This is a genomic window from Providencia sp. PROV130 (genome assembly GCF_028482225.1).
In the GTDB taxonomy this organism is placed as follows: Bacteria; Pseudomonadota; Gammaproteobacteria; order Enterobacterales; family Enterobacteriaceae; genus Providencia; species Providencia rettgeri.
The window spans coordinates 124,491-142,147 of the sequence record NZ_JAMPQC010000024.1 but is presented as its reverse complement, the minus strand read 5'-3'; the positions used below and the strand labels follow the sequence as shown (position 1 = coordinate 142,147).

Here is a 17,657-nt window from a genome sequence, read left to right as displayed (position 1 = left end):
GGACCGATAAGGGCGATGGCTCTTACACCACCACCATCACACTAACCGAAATTGGTAAGAAAGATTTAGTGGCCTCAATCAATGCCACTAAAACCACGGCAAAACCGATTAACGTTACCCATGCCAACGGGAAAGATAAGGTCAGCAACGTTAACATCATCAAAACAGAGCAACCTGCCGCTGGTTCAAGTAGCACCCTGACAGTGACATTGACTGACATCCATGGTAACGCCGTAACTGGTGAGCAGGAAATCGTCATTGAGATTGATGGCAACTCACTTCCTTTACCTGCCAAAGAAGGGAAACCAGGGATTTATGACGTCACCCTGCCAGCACTGCACGCGGGCGACCATAAAATCACCGCCATAGTGAATGGCCAAAGCTCCGCTAAAAATACTTTAGAGGTGAAAAAACCAGCCCCAATTGACTCGAATAACCCAAGTGGAACGGGTAATCGTGGTGAACGAGGCGTAATCAATAACATTACCCTCGCGACTGGTGATATCACACGCCTGCAATCAGGTGACAAGCTGGATATCACAGTAGCCTTAATTGATGTATTTAATAATCCATTAACAGCTATCGACACGAATAATATTATTTTGGATGGATATAAAACCAGCTCGCTAAAATGGTTAGAAAAAGGTAACGGCATTTACACGACTCCGTTGCTATTGACACAAACAGGTTCTAACCAGTTAGTGGCATCGATTAACGGTTATAAATCACAAGTCATCCCCATTACCGTGAGTAATACAACTGATATTAACAAAGTGACTAATGTCGAACTTGAGCCAATTATGCCAAGTGAAGCGGGTGAGAACCAAACTATCACAGTGAAAGTCACCGATCGCTATCAGCACCCTGTCACCGCGATTAACAATAAGATAACCGCAAATATCAATGGCCAATCGACATCCATTACTTTAACGGAATCCCCTACTCAAGAAGGAACTTACACAGGAACATTACCTGCACAACATACGGGTAAATATACCGTTAATGCGACAGCAAATAAAAAAACCGTATCAAAACCTTGGACCGTTAAAACGGCGAGGACGATCAGCGCTAACCAAAAGGATGGCAGTGGGACAGAAAATCAACGTGGCGTGATTAAAACCGTTGCCTTGAACTCATCATCAACCAATGACCTAAAGTCAGGCCAATCATTACAATTAACTGTGACACTTAAAGATGCCTTTGGTAACGCCCTTGAAGGGATCAGTGGCGCTAGCATTCAATTAACACATCAACAATCTAGTGTGAGTTCTGTGATTTGGACTGACCTACGTAACGGCGAATACACCACGCTTTTGCCGCTAACAAAAATGGGCCAAGACACATTAACCGCGAAAGCGAACCAGATAACCACGTCCCCACTGAATATTAATGTTGGGAATGCCACTGGCGCGACACAAATCAAACAGGTTGAAATCAAAAGCATCACTAAACCCGCCGCGGGGGAAATGAGCATAATCACATTGCGACTCACTGATGCCAATAATCACCCTATTACAGGGATAGATAATCATGCAGTCGTCTCTATCAACGGTGTTGAAGAGTTATTTAAGATAACTGAAACCGCCAACAAAGGGATTTATAGCGGTACCCTTTCTGGACAAAAATCAGGCAACCAGAAAATCATCGTCACTGTGAGTGGCGTTAAATCCACAGAATCAACCTTAACCGTAAGCACTCCAGTACCTATTGCGGTTAATCATAGTGGTAAATCAGGATCTCGCGGTGTAATTGATCACGCAACGCTGAGTGTTTCACCAACCAAAGACTTAACGTCTGGCGGTACTTTACTCCTGACCGCTACGTTAAAAGATGCCTTTGATAACTCGCTAACTGGCGTCGATTTGGCGCAGTCACTCACCCATAAACAAGCCGGAAAAGTGACTTGGGTTGCACAACAAGATGGAACCTATGCTGCCAGCTTAGTCTTAACACAATTGGGGCAAGACCATTTATTTATCTCGATAAATAAAGTACAGAGTCCAACCGTTGTCATTGATGTGGCACCACAATCCGATAGTACCGCTATTCAGAATGTCAAAATCATAGGCATCAAGGAAGCCGCAGCTGGCGCTGACAGTGACTTTACTGTGCAACTGACTGATAAAAATGGTCATCCTGTCTCAGGAATCACAACAGCACTTGTCATCATGGGCAAACAACCGCCGACAACCGTTGCGATAACACAACAGGCTGATGGCAGCTACCGTGGGAAATTACTCGGCCAACAAAGTGGTCCACATGATGTGGTTATCGAAGCCAATAAAAAATCATCTCCTGCCAGTTCCTTCACCGTGGCACAACCGGATACCCTTGTCGCAACAAGCACAGGCAAAACAGGCGAGCGCGGTGTGGTGAGCCAAGTTGCATTGAAAACAGCAACAACCGGCGCATCCAGCGACGACCTCTTACTGACCGTAACCTTAAAAGATAGCTTTAACAACCCGCTTAAGGGTGTCAACAGCGCCAACATTGCCGTATCAAATCAGCAAAACGCGACTCTTGTTTGGACTGACCATCATAACGGCAGCTACACCGCCACATTGCCATTAACTGCACTGGGCCGTGATACCTTAAAAGCTACCGTGGACACCAAAGAGAGCGCGCCAGTCAATATCGTGGTGACTCATGCGGATAGCATAACGAAGGTGAAAAATATTACCCTCAATGCCATCACCGCATCGGATGCAGGCCAACCACAAACGGTGATAGTGAAGCCTGTGGATGTAAATGGCCATCCAGTCACTCAGATTGCCGATGAGATTAAAATCACGCTTAATGGCAAACCGCTCTACTTAACATTTGCTGAATCTAAAACGGATACAGGCACTTACACCGCCACGTTGCCCGCTAAAGAAGCAGGCAACCACGCTATCAACGTGATAGCGAACAGACAGAAAAGCCAACAACATTGGCTGGTGAATGCGGCGAAAATTCTGAGTACCAAAAACAAAGATGGCTCTGGTATCGCAGGGACACAAGGTGTGGTTAACACGGTTGAGCTCAAGGCTTCAAAAGTGAAAGATCTGAAATCCGGCGATAAAGTCACACTGACTCTGACCTTAAAAGATGCGTTTGATAACCCGCTTCAAGGTATTGACCCAAGCAATATCACGCTGGCGAATACCCCAAAGAATCAAGTGACTTGGATTGATAACAAAGATGGCACTTATACGGCGAATTTAGCCTTAACCGCACTGGGCAAAGATAGCCTGACAGTAACGGTGAACAAGATGACCAGTTCACCTGTCGGCATCCATGTTGAACAAGCGGCTGGGGAAAACCATATTAGCCAAGTCGTCATCACAGACATCACCAATGCCGCTGCAGGTGCTGAAAGTACCTTTACTGTGCAACTAACTGATAAAAATGGTCACCCAGTGACTGGGCTCAGTAATGTGTCTGTCACCATTGGTGGTCACAAACTGCCAAATATCGCGGTGACGCAACAAGCAGACGGTCGCTATACCGGAAATCTACCGGGGCAACAAACGGGGGATTATAAGGTAGTTATCACCGCTAATAGCCAGTCATCCGCGTCCAAAACACTCACTGTGGCACAACCGGACACCATTAACGTCGCCGTCAATGTTGGTGGCACAAACGGCCTACGCGGTGTGGTGAGTCAAGTTGAATTCAAAACAGCAACAGCCAGCTCGGTTTCAGGCGATAACCTAGCACTAACCGTCACCTTAAAAGATAGCTTTAATAACCCACTAAAAAGCATCGACACAACCCGCATTTCGCTACAACATAACCAAAAAAACACGAGTATGACATGGACTGACCACAATAACGGTAGCTATACCGCCACATTGCCGTTAAGTGTGCTAGGCAGTGATACCTTAAAAGCCACGGTAAACACCAAAGAAAGCCAAAATGTCACGATTGTCGTGAAAAATGCAGATCAAGTAACACAAATCAACACATTGGAACTGTCTCCGATTGCCTCATCTGCGGCAGGTAAAGCGCAGCAAATTACCGTTAAAGCGGTTGATATCCATAAAAATGGTGTTACCCAACTTACTGATAATTTTAAGGTTATGCTTGATGGCATCCTCGTCAACGTGACTTTCACTGAAACCCCCGTAAATAGTGGTCTTTATACCGCCACCTTACCTCTTCAGAAAACCGGTAACCATCAGGTTGAAGTCATCGCCAATAAGAAAACGGCGCAACAACCGTGGGAGGTTAAACCTGTCTCTACCATCAAAGCAGCCAATAGCGACGGTTCCGGTGTTCAAGGTCAAGCCGGTGTGGTGAAAACCGTGGAGCTCAACGCAACACCAACGACGGTTTTAAAATCAGGAGATACCGTAAAACTCACTGCAACCTTAAAAGATGCGTTTGATAACCCGCTTCAAGGTATTGACCCAAGCAATATCACGCTGGCGAATACCCCAAAGAATCAAGTGACTTGGGTTGATAACAAAGATGGCACTTATACGGCGGACTTAACCTTAACGGCACTGGGCAAAGATAGCCTGACAGTAACGGTAAACAAGATGAGCAGCTCACCTGTCGACATCCATGTTGAACAAGCGGTTGGGGAAAGCAGTGTTAGCCAAGTCGTCATCACAGACATCACCAATGCCGCCGCGGGTGCTGAAAGTACCTTTACTGTACAACTGACAGCCCCAAATACTCATTCTGTCTTAGGGGTCAAAACCGTGTCTGTCACCATCGGCAGTCACAAACTGCCAAATATCGCGGTGACGCAACAAGCAGACGGTCGCTATACCGGAACTTTACCGGGACAACAAACGGGGGATTATGAGGTAGTTATCACTGCTAATAGCAAGTCATCCGCGCCAAAAACACTCACTGTGGCACAGCCTGATACTCTTGCAGCGAGCACAGGCAAAGCAGGTGAGCGTGGCGTGGTGAGCCAAGTTGCATTGAAAGCAGCAACAACCGGCGCATCCGGCGACGACCTCTTACTAACCGTAACCTTAAAAGATAGCTTTAATAACCCGCTTAAGGGTGTCAACAGCGCCAACATTGCTGTGTCAAATCAGCAGCAAAAGGCAGCATTTGTTTGGACTGACCATCATAACGGCAGCTACACCGCCACATTACCGTTAAAAGTACTGGGCAGTGATACCTTAAAAGCCACAGTAAACACCAAAGAGAGCCAAAATGTCACGATTGTCGTGAAAAATGCAGATCAAGTAACGCAAATCAACACATTGGAACTGTCTCCGATTGCCTCATCTGCGGCAGGTAAAGCGCAGCAAATTACCGTTAAAGCGGTTGATATCCATAAAAATGGTGTTACCCAACTTACTGATAATTTTAAGGTTATGCTTAATGGCATCCTCGTCAACGTGACTTTCACTGAAACCCCCGTAAATAGTGGTCTTTATACCGCCACCTTGCCTCTTCAGAAAACGGGCAGCTATCAGATTAAAGTCATCGCCAATAAGAAAACGGCGCAACAACCGTGGGAGGTTAAACCTGCCTCTACCATCAAAGCAGCCAATAGCGATGGTTCCGGTGTTCAAGGTCAAGCCGGTGTGGTGAGTGCTGTTGAACTCGCAGCAGCAGCGCCAGACTTCAAGTCAGGTGACTCCGCTAAACTGACTCTGGCCTTAAAAGATGCATTTGATAACCCGCTCCAAGGTATTGAGGCTAAAAATATCAAATTAGCACACAACCAAACGGGTAATGTGGCTTGGATTGATAACAACGATGGCACTTATACGGCGGAGTTAACCTTAACTGCACTGGGCAAAGATAGCCTGTCAGTAACGGTGAACAAGATGAGCAGCTCACCTGTCAACATCAACGTTGAACAAGCTGTAGGAGAAAAGCATATTAGCCAAGTCGTCATCACAGACATCACCAATGCCGCCGCGGGTGCTGAAAGTACCTTTACTGTACAACTGACTGATAAAAATGGTCACCCAGTGACTGGGCTCAGTAATGTGTCTGCCACCATCGGCAAACAACCGCCGACAACCGTTGCGGTAACACAACAGGCGGATGGCAGCTACCGTGGGAAATTACTCGGCCAACAAAGTGGTCCACATGATGTGGTTATCGAAGCCAATAAGAAATCATCGTCTGCCAGTTCCTTCACCGTGGCACAACCGGATACCCTTGTCGCAACAAGCACAGGCAAAACAGGCGAGCGCGGTGTGGTGAGCCAAGTTGCATTGAAAACAGCAACAACCGGCGCATCCGGTGACGACCTCTTACTGACCGTAACCTTAAAAGATAGCTTTAACAACCCGCTTAAGGGTGTCAACAGCGCCAGCATTGCCGTGTCAAATCAGCAGCAAAAGGCAGCACTTGGCTGGACTGACCATCATAACGGTACCTACACCGCCACATTGCCATTAAACAAGCTTGGCAGTGATACATTGAAAGCAACCGTTAATGGCGTGAATAGCACATCTGTAGGTATTAATGTCACGAATGCCAACCAAGTGGCGAAGGTGAAAAATATCACCCTCAATACCATCACCGCATCAGATGCAGGCCAAACACAGACCATCACGGTGGAACCAATGGATGTGAATGGTTATGGTGTGACCCAAATAGCTGACGACATTAAAGTGACACTTGAGGGGACGACGCTCAATGTTAAGTTTACTGAATCTTCTAAAGATACAGGGACTTACACTGCGATTTTACCCGCTAAAAAAGCGGGTAACTACGCCATCAACGTGAGCGCGAATAAGCAAGAAAGCCAACAACATTGGCAGGTGAATGCGGCGAAAACACAGAGTGTCACAAGCAAAGATGGCTCTGGCACCGCAGGAACGCAAGGTGTGGTTAACACGGTTGAGCTCACCGTATCGCCAACACAAGACCTAAAATCCGGCGATAAAGTCACACTGACTCTGGCCTTAAAAGATGCGTTTGATAACCCGCTTCAAGGTATTGAGGCTAAAAATATCAAATTAACACACAACCAAACCAGTCATGTGACTTGGGTTGATAACAACGATGGCACTTATACGGCGAATTTAGCCTTAACTGCACTGGGCAAAGATAGCCTGACAGTAACGGTGAACAAGATAACTAGCCTTCCTGTCGACATCCATGTTGAACAAACCGCAGGGGAAAACAAGGTTAGCAACATTGCCATTCTCTATATCCCTACACCTGCCGCAGGAGCGGACACCACAGTCGTTGTCTCGCTGACTGACGCCAATAATCATATTGTGACAGGTATTAAAAAAGTCACCGTTAATATTGGTAAGACAGATAAATCGGAAATCTCCGTTGTTCAATTCAAAAAGAATAACTACATTCTCACCTTACCCGGAAGAGGAAAAGGTTCATATGACATCAGTATCACCGCCAATGGTCACACCTCAGAGATAAAACAACTGATTGTAGGCAGCCCTAGCACTATCGTTGCAACGAACGGGAATGGAAAAGGCAACCGAGACCAACGGGGTGCCGTTGCTGAAATATTATTCGCGGTCTCGCCGCAGGTTGATCTCAAAGCAGGCGGTAAAGTTAGCCTCATCGTGACCTTGAAAGACCACTTTGGCAATACCTTGAAGGGCATTGAGAGCGCAAGCATTGCACTCATTCACAAGCAATCAGGTTCCGTAGAATGGAAGGACAATGGGAATGGCACCTATACCGCTGAGTTATTATTAACAAAACCGGGTACAGATACGCTAGAGGTCGCAGTCAATGGTATTAAACAATCCCAAACCATCGATATTGAAGCACCACAGGGGCAATCTGCTGTTAGCAATGTGGAATTAAAGGCAACGAACAAAACGCTTATGGTGGGAGAGTTAGTTGAACTGCAATTAACATTAACTGATATCCATGGCAATGGTGTTGAAAAAGTACAAGCCAACGATATTCAATTAGAACATAACCATACGCTTGTTTCTAAACTGGCTTGGTTAGAGAAAGGGGCAGGTATTTATACCACCACACTCCCATTACATCAGCAAGGGAAAAACACCTTTGTCAGTCGCGTTAACCACCAAGCAAATGCCCCACTGGTGATTAATGTCAGCGCATTAACTGGCTCAGCACATGTGCAATCTGTTGGGCTCAAAGCCAATACCAATCAACTGACAGTAGGCAGCCAAGTCAAACTGACACTCGAATTAACCGACCAATGGAACAATGGCGTTGAAAGAGTTAATGCGAATGATATCGTCCTTAATGATTCACATACTAAGAAAGACCTTACGAGCTTAACTTGGACTGAACAAGGTAACGGAACCTATACCGCACTCACCAAACTACCACTCGCAGGCATTCACTCCCTAAGAGCGACAGTGAATCAGCAACAAAGTAACAATGTGTTGATTGAGGTGAAACCTTCAACAGACTCAAGCCGAGTTCATAAAGTAACGCTAACAGCAACACCAAGCGTGATCACCGCCGGTGATGAAGTGACTTTTTCCTTAAAAGTCACTGATGCCGATAACAACCCGGTTATCAACCTCAACAATAGCGATATTGGTCATACAGGCATTTCTAACAAAGGAAATATCGTTTGGAAAGAAGATAGCCATGGCTTAGGTATCTATACCACCACCATCATGTTCAGTGAAGTTAAAAAGCATCAAATAATTGTGGGTATTGGTAAATTGACAGATACAACCCATGTCACGGTCAATTCGCCAGTTGGTAAAGAGGCTGTTAAAACACTCGCCATTTCACCGATAACCAACAGCGATGCCGGACAATCATCATCGCTGTCCATTCGCTTAACTGACCAATATGGCAACACCGTTAAGAATGTCAGTAGCAGTGATATCACTGTAACAATTAATGGGCAAAAACAAGACATTATATTTATGGAAAAAAACAATATAAATAGATATGTCGCTCCGCTCCCTGCGGCCAAAGCGAGTAACTATAAAATCAGCGTCGATGTCAACGGCCTGTCAGAAACGGTGTATTGGAAGGTCAATGCACCAATAGAAATCCCAATTACCTCTTATGATAAAGACGGCTTACGCGGTTCATTAGACACGATTTCAATCATCAGTAACGCAAAAGCTAACACGGCAAATTCTGGCGATAAAGTAACCTTAACTATCGGCCTAAAAGATAAGTTTGATAACAAACTGACCGGGGCAGCATCGTCATTGAAATTACTGACTGACTTGAAATCAACATCAAGCTGGAAAGCGCTCAAAGATGGCTTTTACACCCAAGAACTCACTATGAATAAATTGCATAAACAACCGATTCAGGTCTCTGCAAACAAAATATTAAGTGACCAAATCAATTTAACTGTAAGCCCAGCCAAAGGAGCAAGTCAGGTCCAGAACACCACACTTGAAACCAATGAAGGCACCATTGAGGCGGGTAAAGAAGTCACGTTGACATTAGCCTTAACGGATAGCGTTGATAACGGTGTTATTGATATCAACACGAAAGACATTTTGCTCACCAATAATGGAAACACGGCAAGTGTTAAATGGGTTAATCCACAAGCGGGTGTATACACCACGAAACAGCGGTTAGAAACCGTCGGTAATTACCAGTTTAAAGCCACGGTAAATCAAAAACCAAGCCGTATACAAACTGTGGAAGCGAGCTACCCAAATGACAAAGATGTGGTAAAAACCGCAGAAATGACCACGAATATCAATACGTTTGATGCAGGTAAAAAGGTTGAATTAACCCTAACCTTGAAAGACCAATATGGCAACTTGGTGACTAACGTCAATGGGGCAGATATTGTGTTAACAGATAGCCATAGCGCAGAAACTATTGATAGCCGCAGTATTGCTTGGCATATGGAATCGGCAGGTGTGTATAAAGCCACCTTACCATTAACCAAAGTCGGTAAACACACCTTAACTGCGACCGTTAATAAGCAGAATACGATTACCAAGGAAATCACGGTGAAAGCCTTAAAAGGCGTTAGCAACGTTAGCGAAATTAAATTAACCACTGCGGCAACTTCAATGAGTGCCGGTGAGAGCACCACATTAACCCTCACCATGCTTGATAACTATGGTAATGAAGTGGCAGATATCACAACGAAAGACATTAAGTTCAAAAACACCGACAGTACTATTACCACTAACGTATCGTGGGCAAAAACACCATCAGGCGAGGGGATTTATACGGCTAACGTCATGTTAGATAAAGCTAAAACACACACTTTATCGGTTGAGGTAAATGGTCAGGTAAAAAATATCGACATTGACGTAAAGCCATTGGAAGGTGCTAAAAATGTCGCGGAAGTAGATCTAACTACGCCACCAACGGCTAAATTAGGTGTGGATACTCTACTGACATTGCAACTCAAAGATCAGTTCGGCAATGGTGTTATTCATGTTACAAGCCAAGATATTCAATTAACACATAATGGCCAACCAGAAAATATCATTTGGATCGAAGGTTCTCAGGGGCAATACACCGCTAATTGGCAATCGACAAAAGTGGGTACCCATCAATTAGATATCACTATTAATGCCAAAAGTTTGGTAAAACCTAGCGAAATTATATTTCCTGCGCCTCAAGGTGCAAAGAGTGTTGAAATTATTGTAATAAACACTTTAGACACAGCGGAAACTGGAGATACAGTTAAAGTGACACTCAAGCTACAAGATAACTATGGTAACGATGTGATTGATATCAGCCCAAGTGACATTACTTTATCCAGTGATAAACAGGTTTTATCTTCGCTAGTATGGAGTGATGACAAGCGTGGAAACTATTCAACTGATATCAAGCTTGACACAATCGGAATGCATACATTAACAGTGAATATCGATAATTCAGCCAAGACAATGGAGAAGAATGAGATCAATATCAAAGCTAACTCTCCTGTTTTTGACAGCGGGAAAAGTGAACTTTCAGTTAATACCAATTCGGTTGCAGGAAATGGCACTGATAAAGCCACTATAACCTTAAAACTGATTGATAGAAATGGACTTCCCATTACAGGTAAAACACCAGAAATTACATCGAATGGTGGAAAACTAAATGACACTATAATGCATGCTACAACACAGGGAGTGTATACTGCGACTATATCCAGTCCGAATTCAGAGAAAGTAACGATAACCCTTAACCCTGCTTCAATTGATTACACGGGTTCCGAACAATCAACCTCTGTCTATTTTTACCATATCAAAAATATCGACTCCCCAATTAATACAATGATTCAAGAACAAGTATTTCCGTTAAGTTTAGTCACCAAGAACTATCAAAACTATACATGGCGTGTTATTTTTGCCTGGGATAATCCTTATCTCCGTGTAAATCAGTATGACAATAACGGGGATAATTCTTCCGCAGTTGGCGGAGATCGGTTTCTTTTAGGTGGCAGGCCGGATTACCGTAATAACCTTATAACGTTAAAGGGTATACCAAAAAATAACAGCCAAGAACTCACAGCCATCCATTTTACGATGAGAATGAAGAAATTATACGGTTCAGATAGTTTGAATGGTGAGGCATGCCAAAAAAATACTACACTTATCACTCAGAGTGAAAAAGACGAACTGTATGCCCAATGGGGGACAATAGGTATGCGATTTATGACTGAAGCCAATGCTTTTATGATAGAAAATGATCAGGTTATTGATATAAAAACAGGCACTAAAACCCTTCCAGCTCTTTCAAATAAACGAGTGGTACGAAGGTACTCTCCCCTTTGTAACCTCTATCTCTAACCCCCACATCCCCGCCTCGGCGGGGATTTTTCTTTCTGCGATTTAGTAATGTAAGTCCCTCAATCTCTCGCCTTCACCCCATCCCAATCTAATTCAAATTTGGCGAGATATTTTCGCAGCCTATCCGCATCATTGGGCTGTTTTTTGTGTTGCCGTGAAACGGCAAACAGCTCACGACCCGCTTCTGACAAAGAAGATGAACGGCGGCAAACTTCAAGTACCGTTGCCAACTGTTGTTTGTCGAATAAATCAATCTCACCAATTTGCTTTGGTAATGTATTGGTTGATTTTGGCTGCCATTGAGCTTGCAAACGGCCAACTTCCTCCTCGGTAACCGCTTTAGTAATGCGCCCACGTTCGGCAAAAGTGGCCATCCGGCTAATAGATGCACCCAATTCACGGAAATTGCCGCGCCACTCGGCTTGCGAGGAGCAGGCGAACTTCACATACAGGCTGCGAGCTTCGCTATCAAAGCGGATTTGGCTTTGCTGATCTTGGCAAAATTTGGCTAATTCATAATCGATATTCGGTTCAATGTCTTCACGGCGGTCACGCAAGCCCGGTAGGGCAAACGTCCACATATTGATACGGGCAAATAGGTCTTCACGAAATTTACCCTCCTCCACTTGCTGAGCCAAATTGCGATGAGTCCCTGCAATTAATTGAAAATCACTGTGAATTTCATTGTCTGCACCAAAAGGGAAAAAACGTTTTTCTTCAATGGCTTTGAGTAACATCGCTTGCTCATCAAGGCCAAGTTCGGCGATTTCATCTAAAAATAAAATGCCGCCATCCGCTTCTTTTAACAGCCCACCCCGTGGGTTTAACGCACCTGTGAACGCCCCTTTTACATGGCCAAACAGCGTCGACATCGCATTATCACCGCGCAAAGTGGCACAGTTGACCTCGACAAAACGCCCTTTGACTTGGTGGCGGCTTTCACGTAATTGATAAATTCGTCGCGCTAAGAAAGACTTCCCTGCCCCAGTTGGGCCATTGAGCAAAATAGGCGCTTTAGAACGTAACGCAACACGTTCAATTTGCTCAATCATGGTGTTAAACGCCGCATTACGCGTGGCAATCCCGGATTTTAAAAACGAAACCTGTTGCTGCTGTTCTTTTTGGAAGCGGCTAGTAATATGGGCATAGCGGCTTAAATCTAAGTCAATCACCGCATGAATACCAACCGGGTCTTTTTCTCGCCCTTTTTGACTCGGTGAAGTTTGGATTAATTTAGCGGGTAAATAATGGGCTTCAGTTAATAAAAACCAGCAAATTTGTACCACATGGGTACCCGTCGTGATATGCACCAAATACTCTTCGTTGTCAGTATCAAAAGGATAACTTGAAGAAAAATCCAATAACGAGGTGTATACCTCTTCGAAATCCCACGGGTCGGCAATATCCACTTCATGCAGTACCACTTCGGTACTGGGAGAAGCTTGCTCAATATCCTCTTTGACTCGATGCGCCATGCCATAGTCATTGACCTGATGCAGTAACTCAAAGCGACCAATGTTCAAATCAGGCTGCTGACATAACCCCACAGTGGGACGCCACTTATTCCAGCGATTGGCTTTTTTGCCTCGCCTATCCAAAACGGTACCCAGTACCCCAATGACAACCTTACGTTTCTCACTCATGGTATTTATATAAATTTATAAGTTACGATATAAAAAGATAATAATTAGCATAATCCATCTACCAAGCCAATGTTAGCCATTTTTATCTTAAAATTATTTTTCACTTATATTTCAATTAGATAAAAATATTTATTCCATTTTTAAAAAAGTTGGCACGCTTCTGGCAATAATAAATTCATCCACTGCCGGAAATTGTCTGAACTTCGCGTTCAACCGGTGCAGACATGGTGGCGTTAGTCACTACATGGTCTGTATGCCGCCGTCGGTAAGATACCTTATGGTAATAGCGAAGCTATCAGGTTCGACTCCTGAAAAAATACAAATCCAACTGTATAAAACTAAGCTGAAGTTAAGCTTAAAGCCGCCACTCGAGAGCCACGCCGAGCGATGAGCAGAAATTTAGATAGCCGACTAGGTACTCTACTTTTCCCCTCACCACTTCGCTTTTTTCTTCAGTGCCGGATAAATATTGAAAAAGGAAAAATAATGAAAAAAATAAATGTCGCTCAAGGACTTATCGCATTAACCGCTAAAAATGGTGATTTTAAACAATTACTGACTGCGGGTGAGCACCGTTTAAACGATTGGTTTAACAAATTGACGGTGTCATTGTTCACACTTGACAATGAGGCCATTGATGAAAAATTGGCCGACCACTTACGCCAATTTCACCCTGACTGGGTTGATGAGTACTGTATTGATGTGGCGTTATCTGATGATGAAATCGGATTTATTTACTTACACAATAGTTTGTCGGAAATCTTGCCTCCCGCGACTCGTCGGTTGTATTGGAAAAATGGCAATAACTTAAAAGTAGAACTGCAATCGCTAGAAAACAGTGTAATTGACTCCGCCTTGGTTGCACGCTTGATGGGTAAAAAACGCCTTAAAGGCAATGAGTTGGCATTGATTAGCCAAGTGCCTGCATGGCATGTGGGTATGTTAAAAATTGATGGTGAGATACAAAATTTATTACAACCGGGAATTTACGGTTATTGGAAAATCAACCACAAACCAGAGGTTGAAATAATAGACACCCGTTTACAGTCATTAGAAGTCAGCGGACAAGAGATTTTAACCAAAGATAAAGTGACGTTGCGCATCAATCTGTGCGCCAACTGGCGCTATCACGATATTTTATTGGCGTTCTCAAAATTGAGTCAGCCTGTAGAGTATTTATACCGTGAGTTACAGTTTTCATTAAGGGAAATCGTTGGTACCCGAACCTTAGACGAACTGTTAGAAAACAAGCAGTTAATTGATGAGTTGATGCTAACTCAAATAGCACAATGCGTAACAGAGTTTGGTTTAGAAGTCGACAGTGTTGGTGTAAAAGACATTATTTTACCGGGAGATATGCGCACTATTTTATCCCAAGTGGTAGAAGCCGAGAAATCGGCACAGGCTAACGTGATCCGCCGCCGCGAAGAAACCGCCGCGACTCGCTCACTGCTAAATACCGCTAAAGTAATGGAAAACAACCCAGTTGCACTGCGTTTAAAAGAGCTTGAAACCTTAGAAAATATTGCACATCGAATCGACCAAATTTCCGTTTACGGTGGATTAGACCAAGTATTAAACGGACTGGTAAAAATTAAGGAATAAATAATGATAAATAATAAATTCAACGAATTAACTCAAGAAAATGGCGTACCGGTAAAAATGTGGACCAATGGGGTTCCTGTTGACCCGAAAGCAGTTACACAACTACAAAATACCGCCAAAATGCCGTTTATTTTCAAGCACCTTGCTGTGATGCCTGATGTACACGTGGGGAAAGGTTCAACCATTGGAAGCGTGATTCCAACTAAAGGGGCCATTATTCCTGCGGCGGTTGGAGTGGATATTGGTTGTGGAATGATTGCCGTAAAAACGTCCTTAACGGCATCGGATTTGCCGGATAGCTTGCAAAACATCCGTTTTGCCATTGAAGCGGCAGTGCCGCACGGTCGAACGACACATCGACATGGGCGTGATAAAGGGGCTTGGCATCGTACCCCGGATATTGTCGATACCCACTGGGCGCACTTGGATGAAGCGTTCAACCGTATTTGTGATAAATACCCAAAACTGCGTGGGACTAATCATTACAAACACTTAGGGACATTAGGAACGGGAAACCACTTTATTGAGCTGTGTTTAGATGAGCAAGACCGTGTATGGGTAATGCTGCATAGCGGGTCACGTGGAGTGGGAAATGCGATTGGTAACTTGTTTATCACATTGGCACAAAAAGATATGCAACAGCATATCGCCAATTTGCCGGATAGAGACTTAGCTTACTTCGAAGAAGGAAGCGTGCATTTTAATGACTATATGGAAGCCGTCGGTTGGGCGCAAGACTTTGCCCGCCATAACCGTGAAGTGATGATGCACCGCGTATTGGAAGCACTATCGCGTGAAATTCCAAAACCGTTTATCACCGAGCAAGAAGCGGTAAATTGCCATCATAACTATGTGCAAAAAGAGCAGCACTTTGGTGAAGATGTTTTGGTAACCCGCAAAGGCGCAGTATCGGCTCGAAAAGGCCAAATGGGGATCATTCCCGGGTCAATGGGGGCGAAAAGTTTTATCGTGCGCGGTTTAGGTGACGAAGAAAGTTTTTGCTCCTGTAGCCACGGTGCAGGCCGTGTAATGAGCCGAACAGAAGCCAAAAAACGTTTCTCAGTCAGCGACCAAAAAATGGCGACTGCCCATGTTGAGTGCCGAAAAGACAGTGATGTGATTGACGAAATACCGATGGCCTACAAAGACATCGACGCGGTAATGGCGGCACAATCATCACTGGTAGAAATTGTTCATACCCTACGCCAAGTGGTATGTGTTAAGGGTTAACGATAAAACGTTACAGGAGAAAAAGCATGGAAACTGACCATGAAAGTGTATCCGTGCTAATGAGAGAACGGATAGAGAAAACACTCAAAGAAATAGAAGAAACTCATCACGTTAAAATACTGTTTGCATGTGAATCCGGCAGTCGCGGTTGGGGCTTTGCCTCCCGCGACAGCGATTACGATGTCAGGTTTATCTATGTTCACAAACTTGATTGGTACATGACACTGGATAAAAAACGCGATGTCATCGAAAAGCCAATTGATGATGAGTTAGATGTATCGGGTTGGGAACTATCCAAAGCATTGAAATTAATGCGCAACTCAAACCCGGCATTAATAGAATGGTTACATTCACCAATTGTTTATTTTAAAGATGAGGTATTTTTTGCTCAACTGGAGCAATTGGCGGCGCAATTTTATTCACCGTTAAAGTCACGTTATCATTACTTATCAATCAGTAAGCGTAATTTACATACTGACTTTAAAGGCGAACGTATTAAATTAAAAAAATATTTTTATTTACTACGTGCAGTATTAGCTTTGCGTTGGATAGAAACAAGCAAGGGCATGCCACCAATGGCATTTTCTGAATTAGTCACGGCCACGGTCACCGATAGCAAGGTGCTTGCAGAGATAGATGAATTGCTGATTATTAAGCACCAAGCGGTTGAAAGTGATTATGGTGCTAGGCGCCCAGCTATTGATAAGCTCGTTCTGGAAGTCATAGCCAATGCAGAACGCATGCAATTTCCTGAGCCTGCTTGTCGTGACAGCCGTTTATTAGATGAATTTTTTCGTAAAACCGTGTTAGAGAATCATTAACAGGTATTTTTCAAAAAAAATAGACCATCAGAATCATTTTTGATGGTCTTTTTCTTTAATAATATTAAATCATTAACAACAAAGTGTATTGTCACCCGGATTTCTATAAATGAGAGTTTGGATCCTGTGTATGATGTAATATCGCCAGCACTTCAATGCCTTCACGCGCTTCTCTATAATAAATAATATGGCTTTCAACGGGAAAGCTGAAAACGCCCAAATGCAAATCTTCACTACGATCACGACCAAGGGATGGCTGATTAGCAAGTATATCCGTCATTGTCACTCGTAATGAGTTAGCATACGCTTTTGCAACATTTTTCCCCCATCTACGCAGAGAATACAGCTGAATTGAGCGGATATGTTCTTTTGCTTTATAAGTAAACCTAACGCTCATCCTTAAGCCTTATTTTCAAGTTCATCCACGGTCAATGGTGCAAATACATCATCAATGCTATGAAATTCACCGCGTTCTGCTTGCGCAATAGATTCAGCCAAAACCGCTTTTAAACTCTGTAATTTTAACTGCATTAGCTGGTCATATTCATCTGGGGAGATAACAACAGCTACACGTTTTCCATGCTTACTTATTTCAACAGGTGCACGTTGAACTTTCATCAGCAAATCACCAAATTGATTTTTAGCGACTTGTGCGGGGATCGTTTCCATACATCACCTACAATATAAAATGGCTTGATTAGCTATTATAGCCA

At 43.9% G+C, this 17,657-nt stretch carries 7 protein-coding genes; 4 read left to right on the top strand and 3 right to left on the bottom strand.

Annotated elements, in window-relative coordinates:
- Positions 1–68: 68 nt before the first annotated feature.
- On the top strand, positions 69–11,645 hold the full coding sequence (locus PSF28_RS16985) for an invasin domain 3-containing protein (RefSeq protein ID WP_272685415.1): 11,577 nt from the start codon (positions 69–71) through the stop codon (positions 11,643–11,645).
- A 59-nt stretch (positions 11,646–11,704) separates the two neighbouring features.
- Here PSF28_RS16985 and rtcR read toward each other — a convergent pair whose 3' ends face one another.
- A complete protein-coding gene (gene rtcR, locus PSF28_RS16980) occupies positions 11,705–13,288 on the bottom strand; it encodes an RNA repair transcriptional activator RtcR (protein ID WP_272685414.1) in 1,584 nt (527 codons plus the stop codon).
- 486 nt (positions 13,289–13,774) lie between these two features.
- Between rtcR and PSF28_RS16975 the strand changes: the two genes are divergently transcribed.
- From PSF28_RS16975 to PSF28_RS16965, 3 genes are read left to right on the top strand one after another with little or no spacing between them, the layout of a single operon-like run.
- The gene (locus PSF28_RS16975) at positions 13,775–14,893 is read left to right on the top strand and encodes a slipin family protein (RefSeq protein WP_272685413.1); all 1,119 of its coding nucleotides are present in this window, start codon (positions 13,775–13,777) and stop codon (positions 14,891–14,893) included.
- 3 nt (positions 14,894–14,896) lie between these two features.
- A complete protein-coding gene (locus PSF28_RS16970; RefSeq protein WP_272685412.1) occupies positions 14,897–16,123 on the top strand; it encodes an RtcB family protein in 1,227 nt (408 codons plus the stop codon).
- A 26-nt stretch (positions 16,124–16,149) separates the two neighbouring features.
- Positions 16,150–16,944, top strand: a complete 795-nt coding sequence (locus PSF28_RS16965; protein ID WP_272685411.1) for a nucleotidyltransferase domain-containing protein — start codon at positions 16,150–16,152, stop codon at positions 16,942–16,944.
- Between the two features lie 103 nt (positions 16,945–17,047).
- Here the strand turns inward: PSF28_RS16965 and PSF28_RS16960 are convergent, their stop codons facing one another.
- Both PSF28_RS16960 and PSF28_RS16955 read right to left on the bottom strand, forming a co-directional pair.
- A complete protein-coding gene (locus tag PSF28_RS16960) occupies positions 17,048–17,341 on the bottom strand; it encodes a type II toxin-antitoxin system RelE/ParE family toxin (RefSeq protein ID WP_272685410.1) in 294 nt (97 codons plus the stop codon).
- Positions 17,342–17,343: 2 nt separating this feature from the next.
- The gene (locus PSF28_RS16955; RefSeq protein ID WP_272685409.1) at positions 17,344–17,613 is read right to left on the bottom strand and encodes a type II toxin-antitoxin system Phd/YefM family antitoxin; all 270 of its coding nucleotides are present in this window, start codon (positions 17,611–17,613) and stop codon (positions 17,344–17,346) included.
- Positions 17,614–17,657: the final 44 nt, after the last annotated feature.

Excerpts from the sequence above, each read along its gene's own strand:
- rtcR (WP_272685414.1), bottom strand. The coding sequence starts at position 13,288 with ATGAGTGAGAAACGTAAGGTTGTCATTGGGGTACTGGGTACCGTTTTG.
- PSF28_RS16975 (WP_272685413.1), top strand. The coding sequence starts at position 13,775 with ATGAAAAAAATAAATGTCGCTCAAGGACTTATCGCATTAACCGCTAAA.
- PSF28_RS16970 (WP_272685412.1), top strand. The coding sequence starts at position 14,897 with ATGATAAATAATAAATTCAACGAATTAACTCAAGAAAATGGCGTACCG.
- PSF28_RS16965 (WP_272685411.1), top strand. The coding sequence starts at position 16,150 with ATGGAAACTGACCATGAAAGTGTATCCGTGCTAATGAGAGAACGGATA.
- PSF28_RS16960 (WP_272685410.1), bottom strand. The coding sequence starts at position 17,341 with ATGAGCGTTAGGTTTACTTATAAAGCAAAAGAACATATCCGCTCAATT.
- PSF28_RS16955 (WP_272685409.1), bottom strand. The coding sequence starts at position 17,613 with ATGGAAACGATCCCCGCACAAGTCGCTAAAAATCAATTTGGTGATTTG.